A 13526-nucleotide genomic window follows, 5' to 3' on the forward strand; every position below is an offset into this window, starting at 1 on the left:
GCGTCACACAGCACAAGGCTCATTCCTATGATGGGCGGACGACACCGCGGACCGCCCCGACCAGGCCGGTCCGCCAGGTGTAGGGCGTCGCGACGGTGGTGGAGGGGTCGATGACTCAGGGGGCCGGTCAAGGACCCGTGGTGCGGACGGCGACGTTGCGCGACTTCCGCGTACCGCCGTACGCCCAGGTGCCCGTGCAGGGCCATGCCTCCCACCCGGGCGACCTCCACCTGGGCAACCCCCACTCCGGCAACGTCCACCCGGGCAACGCGTTCCCCGAGAGTGACCTGCCGGAGGGGTACACGCCCACCGAGCGCGACCTCCCGGTGATCAACCGTGGCGACACAGTGCAGGTGACCGTCGCCCCGGAGGCGGCGCCGTCCCCGGCCGCGGCCCCGGCCCCCGCTCCGGAAAGCGGGCCGGGCCCGCTCTACGTGGTGGGCGACGCCCACGGGTACCTCGACGAGCTCCTCGCCGCCCTGCGTGAGCAGGGCCTCATCGACGGCGAGGGACACTGGGCGGCCGGCAACGCCAGGCTCTGGTTTCTCGGTGACTTCACGGACCGCGGCCCCGACGGCATCGGCGTCATCGACCTCGTCATGCGGCTCTCCGCCGAGGCAGCCGCGGCCGGCGGCTACTGCAAGGCCCTGATGGGCAATCACGAGCTGCTGCTGATCGGCGCCAAGCGGTTCGCCGACACCCCCGTCAACTCCGGCGCCGGAACCGCCACCTTCCAGGCCGCCTGGCTGCTCAACGGCGGCCAGAAGAGCGACATGGACCGCCTCCAGGACGTCCACCTCCAGTGGATGTCCCGCCTCGACGCCGTGGTGGAGGAGGACGGGCACCTGCTGGTGCACTCCGACACGACCGCCTACCTGGAGTACGGCTCCACGATCGAGGACGTCAACGACACCGTCCACGAGATCCTGACCCGCAACGACGCCGACGAGTGCTGGGACCTGTTCCGCAAGCTGACCAAGCGCTTCGCGTTCCGCGACGAGGGCGGGCCCCTGGCCGTACAGGAACTGCTGGCGGCCTACGGCGGCCGGCGCATCGTCCACGGCCACAGCCCGATTCCGTATCTGCTTGGCGAAGTGGGCTCCGAGGACGGCGAGGACGGCACGGGCCCGACGGTCGAAGGTCCGCACGTGTATGCGGACGGGCTGGCCATCGCCATGGACGGCGGTGTGACCATGGCCGGAAAGCTGCTGGTCGTCCAGCTCCCCCTGCCCAACTGAGACATAACGCAGCGCAGTCGGGCCAGGCGATTTCCGGAAATCCTCTGTCACCCCTTGCCGTAACCGCTCTACCATCGGTATTTCCGTAGCAGGCTCTCCTCCGTTTCTGCCCAACTGCCCGTTCTACGCGGGCAAACAGGCCCTACGGAGCATCGGGGGATGCACATGAAAAGCGCTCCGCACCTGCTGACCGAGGACCGCGCCGAGTACGAGCGCATCCTCGACGACGCGCTGCGCACCGCGCACGACCGTCCGGATCTCGCCGGGATCGGGCAGCGGCTCAACACCGAGCAGTTGCGCACCATGGCCCTGAACGCAACCGCGCTGATATCCGCGGCCGCCGCCGCGGAGTACGACCACTTCATCAAGGTGCGCGAGGAGTCGCGCACACCCGCCGCAGTGTCCGCCATCGACTCCGTCCTGGGCTCAGGCGATGCCGAGACCGACACGGGCCCCGGCGCCGGGGTCGGTGTCATCGTCACCGTGCTGGCGCCGGTTCTCGCGGGCACGGCCGCGGTCATCTTCCTGCTGGTCGGCTATGTGCTGAAGATGCTCGACCCGGCCCCCGCCTTCGCCGACTCGCTGCTCGCGGCGGGCTGGTTCTTCGGGGCCGTGACAGCGGCCGGCATCCTGGCCGCCGCGATCGGTCTGCTGATCACGGCGCTGCGCAACAGTTCCACCCAGGTGCCGGCCCAGGAGCCGGGCGGCGATCTGCCCGACGAGGTCTCCCGCGCCAGGGAGGCCTGGCGGCACGCCCTGCTGGAGCGGGGGATCCTGCCGTTCTTGCGGGACGCACTGGCCGATCCCAGTGCGGACCCCCTTTCAGGGGTGCCTCCGCGCCACGTCGGCCGGATTCCGAAGGTGGGCTACAGCGGGCCGGAATTCTCCAGCCCGAGCGAGGGCGGTTCGGGGTCCCGCCCGACGTTCACCAGCCCCGACTTCACCAGCCCGGACTTCGGCGGCCCGGAGCACCAGCCGGACTGACCGGACCGACGGAGCCCCCCGCGCCTGTTTCACGTGAAACGAACAGGTGTTTCACGTGAAACAGGCAGGCGCTCCATCGGCGCGCGTCAGTCGGCCATCGGCAGGTAGACCCGATTGCCGGCCGCGGCGAACTCCTTGGACTTCTCCGCCATTCCGGCCTCGATCTCCTGCTCCTTGAGATCACCGCCGTGCTCGCGCCGGATGTCCTGCGAGATCTTCATCGAGCAGAACTTCGGTCCACACATGGAGCAGAAGTGCGCGGTCTTGGCCGGCTCGGCGGGCAGCGTCTCGTCGTGGAACTCCCGCGCCGTGTCCGGGTCGAGGGCCAGGTTGAACTGGTCCTCCCACCGGAACTCGAACCGGGCGTCCGACAGGGCGTCGTCCCACTCCTGAGCGCCCGGGTGCCCCTTGGCCAGGTCCGCCGCGTGTGCGGCGATCTTGTAGGTGATCACACCGGTCTTCACGTCGTCCCGGTTGGGCAGGCCCAGGTGCTCCTTGGGCGTGACGTAGCAGAGCATCGCGGTGCCCCACCAGGCGATCATCGCCGCGCCGATGCCGGACGTGATGTGGTCGTAGGCGGGGGCGACGTCGGTGGTCAGCGGGCCGAGCGTGTAGAACGGCGCCTCCTCGCAGATCTCCTGCTGGAGGTCGATGTTCTCCTTGATCTTGTGCATCGGGACATGGCCCGGGCCCTCGATCATCGTCTGTACGTTGTGCCGCTTGGCGATCTGGTTCAGCTCACCCAGCGTGCGCAGCTCCGCGAACTGCGCCTCGTCGTTGGCGTCCGCGATCGAGCCGGGCCGCAGGCCGTCGCCGAGCGAGTACGTCACGTCGTACGCGGCGAGGATCTCGCAGAGCTCCTCGAAGTTCTCGTACAGGAACGACTCCTTGTGGTGCGCCAGGCACCACGCGGCCATGATCGAGCCGCCGCGCGAGACGATGCCGGTCTTGCGGCGCGCGGTGAGCGGCACGTACCGCAGCAGCACACCGGCGTGGACCGTCATGTAGTCGACGCCCTGCTCGGCCTGCTCGATGACGGTGTCCTTGTAGATCTCCCAGGTCAGTTCCTCGGCCTTGCCGTCGACCTTCTCCAGCGCCTGGTACAGCGGCACCGTGCCGATCGGCACGGGCGAGTTGCGCAGCACCCACTCGCGGGTGGTGTGGATGTTGCGGCCCGTGGAGAGGTCCATGACCGTGTCGGCGCCCCAGCGGGTGGCCCAGGTCATCTTCTCCACCTCCTCCTCGATGGAGGAGGTGACCGCCGAGTTGCCGATGTTGGCGTTGACCTTCACCAGGAACCGCTTGCCGATGATCATCGGCTCGATCTCCGGGTGGTTGACGTTGGCCGGGAGGACCGCGCGGCCGGCCGCGATCTCCTCGCGCACGACCTCGGGGGAGACGTTCTCGCGGATCGCGACGTACTCCATCTCCGGCGTGATCTCGCCCCGGCGGGCGTACGCGAGCTGCGTCACCGCCTGCCCGTCACGGCCCCGGCGGGGCTGGCGCGGGCGGCCCGGGAAGACGGCGTCGAGGTTGCGCAGCCCCCCGCGAGGCGATGTGTGCTTGATCCCGTCGTCCTCGGGGCGGACGGGGCGGCCGGCGTACTCCTCGGTGTCACCACGGCCGATGATCCAGTTCTCCCGCAGCGGCGGCAGGCCACGGCGTACATCGGTCTCGACATTCGGATCGGTGTACGGCCCCGACGTGTCGTACAGCGTCACGTCCTTGCCGTTGGTGAGGTGCACCTTGCGGACCGGCACACGGAGGTCGGGGCGCGAGCCCTCGATGTACCCCTTGTGCCATCCGATGGACTTCCCGGCCTCGTCGTTCTGGTTCGAGGCAGGCGTGCGTGCGTCCTGAACGGTCATGATGACCTACTCCCTACGCCGGCATTACCCGGTAACAGGTTCGGCGGTCGACGCAGCGGTTTCCGTACCCCTCGTACGGATGTCAGCGCCCTCTCAGCCCGGTGCTCCGAGCTCCCGCGTGTGCAAAGGTGCCACCACGCTAGCGCCATCTCGGCCACGCTGAACAGGGGGCCCCGGTCGTTCTTGCGATGATCGGTCGGTGACTTCCTCGCAGCAGTCCCCCGAACCGACCGGACACGCACATGGTCATACCCATAGCCATGCCCACAGCCACGGCCCCGCCGCGCCCGTCTCCAAGCACCTGCGGAAGGTCATCGCCGCCGTCCTGATCCCGTTCGCCACGGCCGTGCTGGTCGGCCTCGCCGTCCTGTGGCCAGGCGGCGCGCCCGAGCACGAGCGCACCGGCGTCGGCTTCGACCGGCAGACCGAGCAGGGCACGGTGGTCCAGGTCGAAAAGGTGGACTGCCGGGATGTGAACGCCGCGCAGGTCCCGCCGACCGGCGACACGACCACGCCCGAGGGCCGCGAGGCGGTCAACTCGCAGCAGGGGCAGTGCGCGAAGGCGACGGTCGAGGTCACGACCGGCAAGGACAAGGGCCGCAAGTTCGTCGAGATCGTCCAGCCGGACGCGCCCCGCCAACTGGAGGAGGGACAGGGCGTGGTGGTGGCCTACGCCCCCGACGCCCCGCGCGATCTCCAGTATTCGGTGACCGATGTGAACCGCAAGATGCCGATGCTGCTGCTCGCCGGGATCTTCGCGCTGGCGGTGGTGGCCGTCGGCCGGATGCGTGGGGTGATGGCTCTGGTCGCGCTGGCGGTGAGCTTCGCGGTGCTGACGCTGTTCATCCTGCCCGCCATCCTCCAGGGCTCGAATCCGCTGATCGTGGCGGTGGTCGGGTCGAGCGCCATCATGCTGATCGCGCTCTACAGTTGCCACGGCCTGACCGCGCGCACCTCGGTGGCCGTGCTGGGCACGCTGATCTCGCTGCTGCTGATCGGCCTGCTCGGCTCCCTGTTCATCGGCTGGGCCTCGCTGACCGGCAACACCGACGACAACACGGGCCTCATCCACGGCCTCTACCCGAACATCGACATGTCCGGCCTGCTGCTGGCCGGTGTCATCATCGGTTCGCTCGGTGTGCTCGACGACGTGACGGTGACCCAGACGTCGGCGGTGTGGGAACTGCACCAGGCGGACCCGAGGATGGGGCCGCGCGCCCTGTACCGGGCCGGCATCCGGATCGGCCGCGACCACATCGCCTCGGTGGTGAACACGCTGGTGCTCGCGTACGCGGGTGCGGCCCTCCCCCTGCTGCTGCTGTTCTCGATCGCGCAGAGCAGCGTGGGGACGGTCGCCAACAGCGAACTGGTCGCGGAAGAAATCGTGCGGACTTTGGTGGGTTCGATCGGTCTGGTGGCCTCGGTGCCGGTGACCACCGCGCTGGCCGCCCTGGTCGTGTCGGCCGACCGGCCGGGCGCCGAGGCGCCCGCGGCGGTACGCGGTGGGGGACGGGGCCGGCGACGCAAGAAATAGCCGCTGGAAGGCGTCAGCCGGCGTTCTCCTCGGCGAGGATCCGGCCGAGCGCTTCCTCCAAGTGGTCCTCGAAATCACCGAGCGTGCGCTCCTGCCCCAGCGGCACCAGCTTGTCGGTGCGGTCGAGGAAGGCCACCAGGGGCGGCGCGCTGGACCGGAACACCGCACGGTCGCCACCGACCTGGAGCCGGATGCTGACGTCCGACAGGTCCTCGGGCCCGGTCGGCGTGATGTGCACATCGCCGTCACCGGTCGGCCCGTTGATGCCGTCCACCAGCAGTTCCCTGCCGAATGCCCACGTCACCGGCGTATCGCCGGGCAGGTGGAACGTCATCCGGACCGCGAACGGGTCCCTTGTCTCGTACCCCAGCTCGACCGGAATCCTGAAGGAAAGCTCCTCGGAGACGACGAAGCTCATCAGGACTTCGGCCTGAACCGACTCGCGCATCATGTACCCCGCAGTGGATGAAGCAGTGGTGAACAACAGCAGATGAAGATCGGTGAGAAAGCGGCTGGAAAATCGGCCGGGAATGATCGGCGCCGGACCTCTTGACGCCATCGTCCTGTACGCACTACAGGATCACAAGGAGTGAGTTTTCAGATACTGATAGAGAACACGAGTGAGCTGAAGAGCCTCCCCACCTCCTTGCGCAGCCGATCGACCGCCGGCAGCAACCGTTGTTCCTGGTGGGAGGGGACGGAAATGGCCATCGTGGCGGCGGTGGAGCCCGCCGTGACGGGGATGGCCGCACAGACCGTGCCGAGCGCGTATTCCTGACGCTCGACCACCGGCTGCATCCGTTCCGTGTTCTTGAGCCGTTCCAGCAGCGTCCGCCCGTCACGGACGGTGTACGGGGTGATCGCCTGCACGGGATGGCGGTCCAGGTGGTCCCGGCGGGCGCGCTCGTCGAGCTGGCTCAGCAGGCACTGGCCGATGGCGTGGGCGTGCCCCGTCTCGCGGAAGTCCGCCCACTCGTCCACGGCGGGGGCCGCCGGGGTGTCGGAGACCGAGATCAGCTCGATCTCCCCGTCGCGGTAGACCGCGAAGTACACGGGAACGCCGATCACGTCGCGCCAGTGCGCGAGCGAGCTCTCGATCTTGCTGCGACGATTCTGCAAAGCTCCGCCGCCCGCCAGCCGCGCTGCCGCCTCACCGAGGAGGAACACCCCGTTCTCCCGGCGCAGATAGCCCTCGTGCGTCAGGGTCCGCAGCAGGTGATAGGCGGTGGGCAGCGGCAGACCCGTCTCGCGCGCCAACTGCTTGGCGGGGGCGCCGTCGGCATGGGATCCCACCGCCTCCAGCAGCCTCAGCGCCCGCTGCACGGAGCCGATCAGCGTCGGAGAAGGCGTCGCGGAAGGGACAGGGGTACGGGTGGGAGGGGAATGCGGTGCCGTGGCCAAAGGTCACCCCCAGGCGTTTCGCCCCGTTCAGTCGTACAAACCGCTGGTAGGGCGTTCGTAAACCCCTTGATTCCAAGGGCAGCGGAGGCTTGCCACTCTAATGGCAGCCTCCGTTCGGGGTGAGGTTTCGCCCGGGCCGTTCCCCCGCCCGGGCTAACACCCGGGCGGACGGCCGGACGAATGTCCGGGAGAACTCACCAGTCGCCCCGGGACGACGAAGAAGACATGAACTTCCGTACGACATAAATGAGTCCACCGACCAGCACGGCGAACACCAGCACCTTGAACAGCAGCCCGATCAGCACACTGACCACGGTCCCGATCAGACTCCCGAAGACCACCAGGGCGATGACGGGTATGGCGATCCACTTAACCCACCAGGGCATCCCCGCGAGAATTTCCCGTACCGCCGCCATTGTCCCTACCTCATCTCTGGTGACATTCCCTACCGTTGGACACCTTCGATGCTAGGTGCCGGGGACTCGCCGCGGGCGCCCCGCGGCCCCCGCTCTCCCCTGATCCTCCCCCTAGGGAACCCGGACCCCGCCGGGCGCCCGCCGTCAGCTCTCCGGAGGAGAGAAGACCACCATCACCCGCAGGTCCTCGGTGATGTGGTGGAACTTGTGCGGCACGCCGGCCGGCACGTACACCACGCTGCCCCGCCCCACCTGCGTCGTCTCCGTCCCCACCGTGATCGACGCGCGCCCGCTGACGACGAAGTACACCTCGTCCTCCTTGTGCGGCTGCTGCGGATCGAGCTGCCCGGCGTCGAGCGCGTACAGGCCCACCGACATGTTCCGCTCCCGAAGGAACTGCAGATACGCGCCGTCATTGGCGACGCGCTCCGCCTCCAGCTCATCCAGTCGGAATGCCTTCATCGCCCGTCCGCCCCTGCCCTTGGTCCGATCACGTCTGCCACGATCAGACACATGATGAATTTCCTAGTCAAGACGATCGCGAACGCGGCCGCTCTGGCCGTGGCGATCTGGCTGCTCGCCGACATCACACTGACCGGTGACAGCACCGGCAAGAAGGCCCTGACCCTGATCCTGGTGGCCCTGGTCTTCGGCATCGTGAACACACTCGTCAAGCCGGTCGTGAAACTGCTCACACTGCCGCTGTTCATCATCACGCTGGGCCTGTTCACCCTGGTCGTGAACGCGCTGATGCTGCTGCTGACCTCGTGGTTCGCCGACAAGCTGGACCTGAACTTCCACGTCGAGGGCTTCTGGACCGCCGTACTCGGCGGCCTGATCATTTCCGTCGTGTCGTGGGCCATGAACGTCGTTCTGCCCGACGGCAGGGACTGAGCAGGGTGAGACCGGTGAGCACCGCATACCGTGTCTGTTTCGTCTGCACCGGCAACATCTGCCGTTCCCCGATGGCCGAGTCCGTCTTCCGCGCGCGGCTGGCGGAGGCGGGGCTCGACGGTGTGGTCGAGGTGGACAGCGCGGGCACCGGTGGCTGGCACGAGGGGGACGGCGCCGACCCGCGGACCGTCGCCGTCCTCGCCGAGCACGGTTACGGGACCGATCACACCGCCCGGCAGTTCCGCGCGTCGTGGTTCGCGCGGCTCGACCTGGTGATCGCGCTGGACGAGGGCCACCGGCGTGAGCTGATCCGGCTCGCGCCCACACCGGTGGAGGCCGCGAAGATACGGCTGCTGAGGTCGTACGACCCGTCGGCGCCGGCCGACCTCGACGTCCCCGACCCGTACTACGGCTCGCGGGCCGGCTTCGAGGAGTGCCTGGAGATGGTGGAGGCGGCGAGCGAGGGGCTGCTCGACGCCGTACGGGAAAGTCTGAAGGAGCGTGCCGCATGACGTGGGGCGACGGAACCAGGGCGGTACGGGCCGGACTGCCCGAACCGAAGGCGTACGAGCCGACCCTGCCCGGGCCGGTGTTCGCGGCCCACTACCACCTGCCCGGCGAGCCGACCGGCCCGTACACATACGGGCGGGACGACAACCCCACCTGGACGCTTCTGGAACGCGCCATCGGCGAGCTGGAGGCACCCGGTGAGCCGGATGTCGAGACGGTCGTCTTCGCATCCGGGATGGCCGCCATCTCGTCCGTACTGTTCTCGCAGCTCAAGGCCGGTGACGCGGTCGTCCTGCCGGCCGACGGCTACCAGGCACTGGCGCTGGTGCGCGAACAACTCCAGGCATACGGAATCGACGTGCGCACCGCGCCGACCGGCGGCGACGCCCAGCTCTCGGTGCTGGACGGGGCTCGGCTGCTGTGGATCGAGACGCCGTCGAACCCGGGGCTGGACGTCTGCGACATCCGGCGGCTGGTGGCCGCCGCGCGCGCCGGGGGCGCGCTCGTCGCGGTCGACAACACGCTCGCCACCCCGCTCGGGCAGCGCCCGCTGGAGCTGGGCGCGGACTTCTCCGTGGCCAGCGACACCAAGGGCCTGACCGGGCACGGTGACATCCTGCTCGGCCATGTGACCTGCCGTGACGCGGCCCTGGCGGCTTCGGTGCGGCGCTGGCGCAAGATCGCCGGGGCGATCCCGGGGCCGATGGAGGCGTGGCTCGCCCACCGCTCGCTGGCGACGCTCCAACTGCGCGTCGACCGGCAGTGCGCGACCGCGCTGGCGCTAGCCGAGGCGCTGTCGGGGCGCGCGGACGTGTCCGGTCTGCGCTACCCGGGGCTGCCGGGCGACCCGTCGCACAAGGTGGCGGCCGGGCAGATGCGGCGCTTCGGGTCGGTCGTCTCCTTCGTCCTGTCCGGGCGGGAGCGGGCGGAACGCTTCCTGGCCGGGCTACGGCTGGTGGACGACGCGACCAGCTTCGGCGGGGTGCGGTCCACGGCCGAGCGGCGCGGCCGGTGGGGCGGGGACGCCGTGCCCGAGGGCTTCGTCCGCTTCTCGGTCGGCGCCGAGGACGCCGACGACCTGGTGGCGGACGTACTGCGCGCGCTGGACGAGGCGGGCTGAGCGAATCGGCTACGACGAACGGACGGTCCGAGCCTCCCCCCTCATGGCTCGGACCGTCCGCGTTTTCCTGCGGGTGACCGCGAGAACTAGGCTAGTTGACTCTGTGTCAGTGTCCAATCACGCTAGCGACAGCGACCTATCGACTTATTTATAGTTGGACGGTCGGATTTGAGGTGACGTCAGCCGCGCGTGGCCGGGGGTGGGAGGGGCGAGGCGCATGGATCTGGCGTTGCTGCGTACGTTCGTCACGGTGCACCGGGCCGGTTCCTTCACCCGCGCCGCCGCCCTGCTGGGCCTCTCCCAGCCGGCCGTGACCAGCCAGATCCGCACGCTGGAGCGCCAGCTCGGCCGCCCGCTGTTCCTCCGCCAGGCCCGCGGCGTCACGCCCACCACCATCGGCGACGAACTCGCCCACCGAGCCGCACCGCACCTGGACGCCCTCGTCGAGATCGCCGAGGCGGGGCTCGACGACGAGTCCGGGGTACGCACCCTCCACCTCGCCGGCCCGCCCGAGTTCACCTCCGTACGCGCACTGCCCGCCCTCACCACCCTGGTCTCCCAGGGCCTCGCGGTGCGCACGTCACTCGTCTCCGCCGCCGAGGAGGTCCTCGACGGGCTGGCCGCCGGCCATCACGACCTGGCCATCGCCACCGCCCGCCCACGCGGCGGCCTGCTCACCGCGACCCCGCTCTGCGACGAGGAGCACGTCCTGGTCGCCTCCCCGCGCTGGGCCGCCCGGCTGGCCCCCGGCGTCCTGCTCCGCAAGGGCGCCGTCGTACTGGAGCAGTTACCGGTCGTCGAGGTCCACGAGTCACTGCCGTTCGTGGCCCGCTACTGGGCGGCCGTCTTCGAGTCCAAACCGGCCGCCGCGGCCACCGTCATCGCCCCCGACCTGCGCGCCGTCCAGGAGTCGGCCGCCTCGGGCGCCGGCCTGGCCGTACTGCCCCGCTACCTCTGCGAGGACGACCTGGCCAGCGGCCGGCTGGTCGCGCTGCTGGACCCGCCGGTGCCCCCGCTGCGCACGTACTTCGTGGTCGTGCGCACCGGCACGCTGTCCCTGCCGCACATCGCGCGGGCGCACGAGTCGCTGCTGCGCGCTGCGACGGACTGGTGACGGCAGGTCGATGCGGTCCCCGGGGGGTGTTTCAGAAGGCGCCCGCCGGGCCATTTTCAAGCCATGACCGAACGTCCAGTGGTCAAGCGCACCGCACGCGCCATCCTGCTCGACGGCGACGATCTCATCCTGATCAAGCGCACGAAGCCCGGCATGGACCCCTACTGGCTCACCCCGGGCGGCGGCGTCGAGCCGGGTGACACGACGGTCGTCGACGCGCTCCACCGGGAGGTCCACGAGGAACTGGGCGCCAAGATCACCGATGTGGTGCCCTGCTTCGTCGACACCGTCGAGCACATCGTGGACGGCGGCGTCTCGGGCGTGAAGGTGCAGCACTTCTTCGTCTGCCGACTGGAGTCCATGGACCCCGCACAGCGGCACGGGCCGGAGGTGGACGAGCCGCTCGGCGAGTACGAGATCGTCCGGGTGCCCTTCAGCCGGGTCGGGATCGCCGCCGTCAACCTCGTGCCGCTGTCGCTGCGGCACTACCTGGACGGAAACATCGAGGGCGTACGGGCGATGCACGCCCCAGACCTGGGTTAGGCCCGTCCCTGGCCCCGTCCCTAGTCGGCCGCTGCCACGAGCTCTTCGAGCGAGTCGTGGCGGATCCGCTCGTAGGGCACACCGACGCCCCTGAGCGCGTCGACACCGCTGCGGATCATGCCGACCGGGCCCGAGAGATAGGCGTCGTACTCGTTCCACGGCCCGTACTCGCGCACCACGTCCGGCAACTGCGTCTTGCCGTCGATGATCGCGCGCACCTCCAGCCACGGGTGGGACTGCTGGAGCCGCAGCATGGTGTCGATGTCGTACAGGTCGTGATCGGTACGGGCGCCGTAGAAGACCTCGACGGGGCGCCGCGCGCCGTGCTCGGCGACATCCTCGACCAGCGCCTTGATGGGCGCGATACCGGTGCCGCCGCCCAGACAGAGCAGGCCGTTGTCCGTGGTGTGGTCGACGGTCATCGAACCGGCCGGCGGGCCCAGCCGCAGGACGTCGCCGGGGCGGGCGTGGTGGACCAGCGCGTTGGAGACCCAGCCCGCCGGGACCGCCTTGACGTGGAAGGACAGCAGTCCGTCCGAGCGGGGCGCCGACGCGAAGGAGTAATGCCGCCAGATCCGCGGCCACCAGGGCGTTTCCAGGCTCGTGTACTGCCCGGCCAGGAAGGGGTACGGCTGGTCGGGGCGGACCGTGATGACCGCGATGTCCGGCGTTCTCAGGTCGTGCGAGACCACCTCGGCGTGCCACCAGGCGGGCGCGTGCCGCTCGTTCTCGGCGGCCGCGTCGATCATGATCTGGGAGATCGTGGTGTACGTCCGGACCCAGGCGGCCTCGGTCTCCTCGTCCCAGGTCGTCGTCGCGTACCGGCTGAGCGCCCCGATGAGCGCCTCACCGACGGCGGGGTAGTGCGAGGCCTCGGTGCCGTACTTGCGGTGGCCGCGGCCCAGGTGCTGAAGGTAGTCGGTGAGCACGGCGGCGTTGTCCATGTGCTCGGCGGCGGTCAGCAGCGCCTTGAGGAGCCGGTCGCGCTGGGCCTCCATGGCGGCCGGGAAGAGCGCGCGCAGTTCGGGGTTGCGGGTGAAGAGCAGGGCGTAGAAGTACGAGGTGACCTTGTCGGCCACGGGCCCGACCTCGGCGAGCGTCCGCCGCACCCGCACGGCGTCGGGGGACCCGGTCTCCACGGCGGCCGCCCGCGCCGGCGCGTCGGCGTCGGGGTCGGCGTCGGCGGCGGCGGCGGGCGTGGTTGAGGCCTGGGCCGGCTGCTCGGCGCCTTGGCGGCTGGGGGCGTCGTGGCCACCGGGGGCGTCGTACGCGGCGCCCTGGCGGTCAGCGGCGTACGCGGTGCTGACGGGGGCGTCCTGGGGCGTAGGGGCCGTGTGGCGGTCGGCGGGATGCTCGCGTACCGGTTCCGGGGAGCCGCCGGGCCACGGCACGTCCGAGGGCCCGGGTGTGTCGCTCTCGGGCGCCGGGGAGGGCGGGGCAGGGTTGGGGAGGGGCTGGGCGGCGGGAGCCGGGGAGCCCGGGCCCTGGGTGCCCGTGACCGGGGTGCGCGGGCCTTGGTGGCCCAGGGCCTGGGTGTCGGGCGCCTGGGTGCGCGGGGCCGGGGTGCCGGGAGCCGGGGTCGGGGTGCCGGGAGCCGGGGTCGGGGAATGCGGCGCCGGGTCGCCCGGGGCCGGCTTTGGCTGGGTCGTGCGGGTCGCGCCGGTGCCGACCATGCGTATGGAGGTGAGCGGCCGGCGCGGGCCGGCTATCCGTTCCTGGCTGCCGTCCGGGGCCTCCCCGGCATCGGAGGGCTCGCCGGGCCGCCCGTCGGCACGGGCAGCCCCGGATTCGGCGGGCCGGTCGGTGACCGGCTTGCGGGGAGTGAACCAGCCGCCGCCCCCGCCGCTGCCGCCGGAAGTGCCGTTGTCGGCCGACGTGGTGGTCGGAGCGTCCATAGAGTGCCT

The 13526-nt window shown here is 70.2% G+C and carries 14 protein-coding genes and 1 riboswitch; of the genes, 8 read left to right on the forward strand and 6 right to left on the reverse strand.

Going from position 1 to position 13526, the window contains the following annotated elements; genetic code table 11:
• The first annotated feature begins 110 nt into the window (after nt 1-110).
• Entirely contained in the window at nt 111-1238 is a 1128-nt protein-coding gene (locus AB0J57_RS12145; protein WP_366127964.1) for a metallophosphoesterase, read from the forward strand.
• Between the two features lie 159 nt (nt 1239-1397).
• On the forward strand, nt 1398-2222 hold the full coding sequence (locus tag AB0J57_RS12150) for a hypothetical protein (RefSeq protein ID WP_366127965.1): 825 nt from the start codon (nt 1398-1400) through the stop codon (nt 2220-2222).
• Between the two features lie 86 nt (nt 2223-2308).
• Here AB0J57_RS12150 and thiC read toward each other — a convergent pair whose 3' ends face one another.
• Nucleotides 2309-4090, reverse strand: coding sequence for a phosphomethylpyrimidine synthase ThiC (thiC, locus tag AB0J57_RS12155; protein WP_366127966.1), 1782 nt, complete (start codon nt 4088-4090; stop codon nt 2309-2311).
• Nucleotides 4084-4218: riboswitch (TPP riboswitch) on the reverse strand. Its footprint overlaps the gene before it by 7 nt.
• Before the next feature lie 71 nt (nt 4219-4289).
• Here thiC and AB0J57_RS12160 point away from each other — a divergent pair.
• On the forward strand, nt 4290-5624 hold the full coding sequence (locus AB0J57_RS12160; protein WP_366127967.1) for a YibE/F family protein: 1335 nt from the start codon (nt 4290-4292) through the stop codon (nt 5622-5624).
• Nucleotides 5625-5637: 13 nt separating this feature from the next.
• On the opposite strand, the gene AB0J57_RS12165 is transcribed toward AB0J57_RS12160, so the two are convergent.
• The 4 genes from AB0J57_RS12165 to AB0J57_RS12180 form a co-directional block, all read right to left on the reverse strand.
• The gene (locus tag AB0J57_RS12165; RefSeq protein ID WP_366128505.1) at nt 5638-6072 is read right to left on the reverse strand and encodes an SsgA family sporulation/cell division regulator; all 435 of its coding nucleotides are present in this window, start codon (nt 6070-6072) and stop codon (nt 5638-5640) included.
• A 149-nt stretch (nt 6073-6221) separates the two neighbouring features.
• Nucleotides 6222-6947, reverse strand: a complete 726-nt coding sequence (locus AB0J57_RS12170; RefSeq protein WP_366127968.1) for an IclR family transcriptional regulator C-terminal domain-containing protein — start codon at nt 6945-6947, stop codon at nt 6222-6224.
• A 272-nt stretch (nt 6948-7219) separates the two neighbouring features.
• Complete coding sequence (locus AB0J57_RS12175) at nt 7220-7441, reverse strand: DUF5326 family protein (RefSeq protein WP_366127969.1); 222 nt, start codon at nt 7439-7441, stop codon at nt 7220-7222.
• A 144-nt stretch (nt 7442-7585) separates the two neighbouring features.
• Nucleotides 7586-7903 carry a cupin domain-containing protein gene (locus AB0J57_RS12180; protein WP_126889254.1) on the reverse strand — a complete coding sequence of 106 codons (318 nt, stop codon included), beginning with the start codon at nt 7901-7903 and terminating at the stop codon, nt 7586-7588.
• Between the two features lie 51 nt (nt 7904-7954).
• Here AB0J57_RS12180 and AB0J57_RS12185 point away from each other — a divergent pair, with 51 nt between their 5' ends.
• The 5 genes from AB0J57_RS12185 to AB0J57_RS12205 all read left to right on the forward strand — a co-directional run bounded on the left by AB0J57_RS12185 (nt 7955) and on the right by AB0J57_RS12205 (nt 11622).
• Nucleotides 7955-8335: a phage holin family protein gene (locus AB0J57_RS12185; protein ID WP_366127970.1), complete on the forward strand. Its 381-nt coding sequence runs from the start codon at nt 7955-7957 to the stop codon at nt 8333-8335.
• Nucleotides 8336-8349: 14 nt separating this feature from the next.
• Nucleotides 8350-8847, forward strand: a complete 498-nt coding sequence (locus AB0J57_RS12190; protein ID WP_366127972.1) for a low molecular weight protein-tyrosine-phosphatase — start codon at nt 8350-8352, stop codon at nt 8845-8847.
• The gene (locus AB0J57_RS12195; protein WP_366127973.1) at nt 8844-9965 is read left to right on the forward strand and encodes a cystathionine gamma-lyase; all 1122 of its coding nucleotides are present in this window, start codon (nt 8844-8846) and stop codon (nt 9963-9965) included. Before AB0J57_RS12190 ends, AB0J57_RS12195 begins: the two co-directional genes overlap by 4 nt.
• Before the next feature lie 217 nt (nt 9966-10182).
• Nucleotides 10183-11079 carry a LysR family transcriptional regulator gene (locus tag AB0J57_RS12200; RefSeq protein ID WP_366127974.1) on the forward strand — a complete coding sequence of 299 codons (897 nt, stop codon included), beginning with the start codon at nt 10183-10185 and terminating at the stop codon, nt 11077-11079.
• A 63-nt stretch (nt 11080-11142) separates the two neighbouring features.
• A complete protein-coding gene (locus tag AB0J57_RS12205; RefSeq protein ID WP_366127975.1) occupies nt 11143-11622 on the forward strand; it encodes an NUDIX hydrolase in 480 nt (159 codons plus the stop codon).
• Between the two features lie 20 nt (nt 11623-11642).
• Here AB0J57_RS12205 and AB0J57_RS12210 read toward each other — a convergent pair whose 3' ends face one another.
• The gene (locus AB0J57_RS12210) at nt 11643-13517 is read right to left on the reverse strand and encodes a globin domain-containing protein (protein WP_366127976.1); all 1875 of its coding nucleotides are present in this window, start codon (nt 13515-13517) and stop codon (nt 11643-11645) included.
• Nucleotides 13518-13526: the final 9 nt, after the last annotated feature.

It is taken from the genome of Streptomyces sp. NPDC049837 (genome assembly GCF_040674455.1).
In the GTDB taxonomy this organism is placed as follows: Bacteria; Actinomycetota; Actinomycetes; order Streptomycetales; family Streptomycetaceae; genus Streptomyces.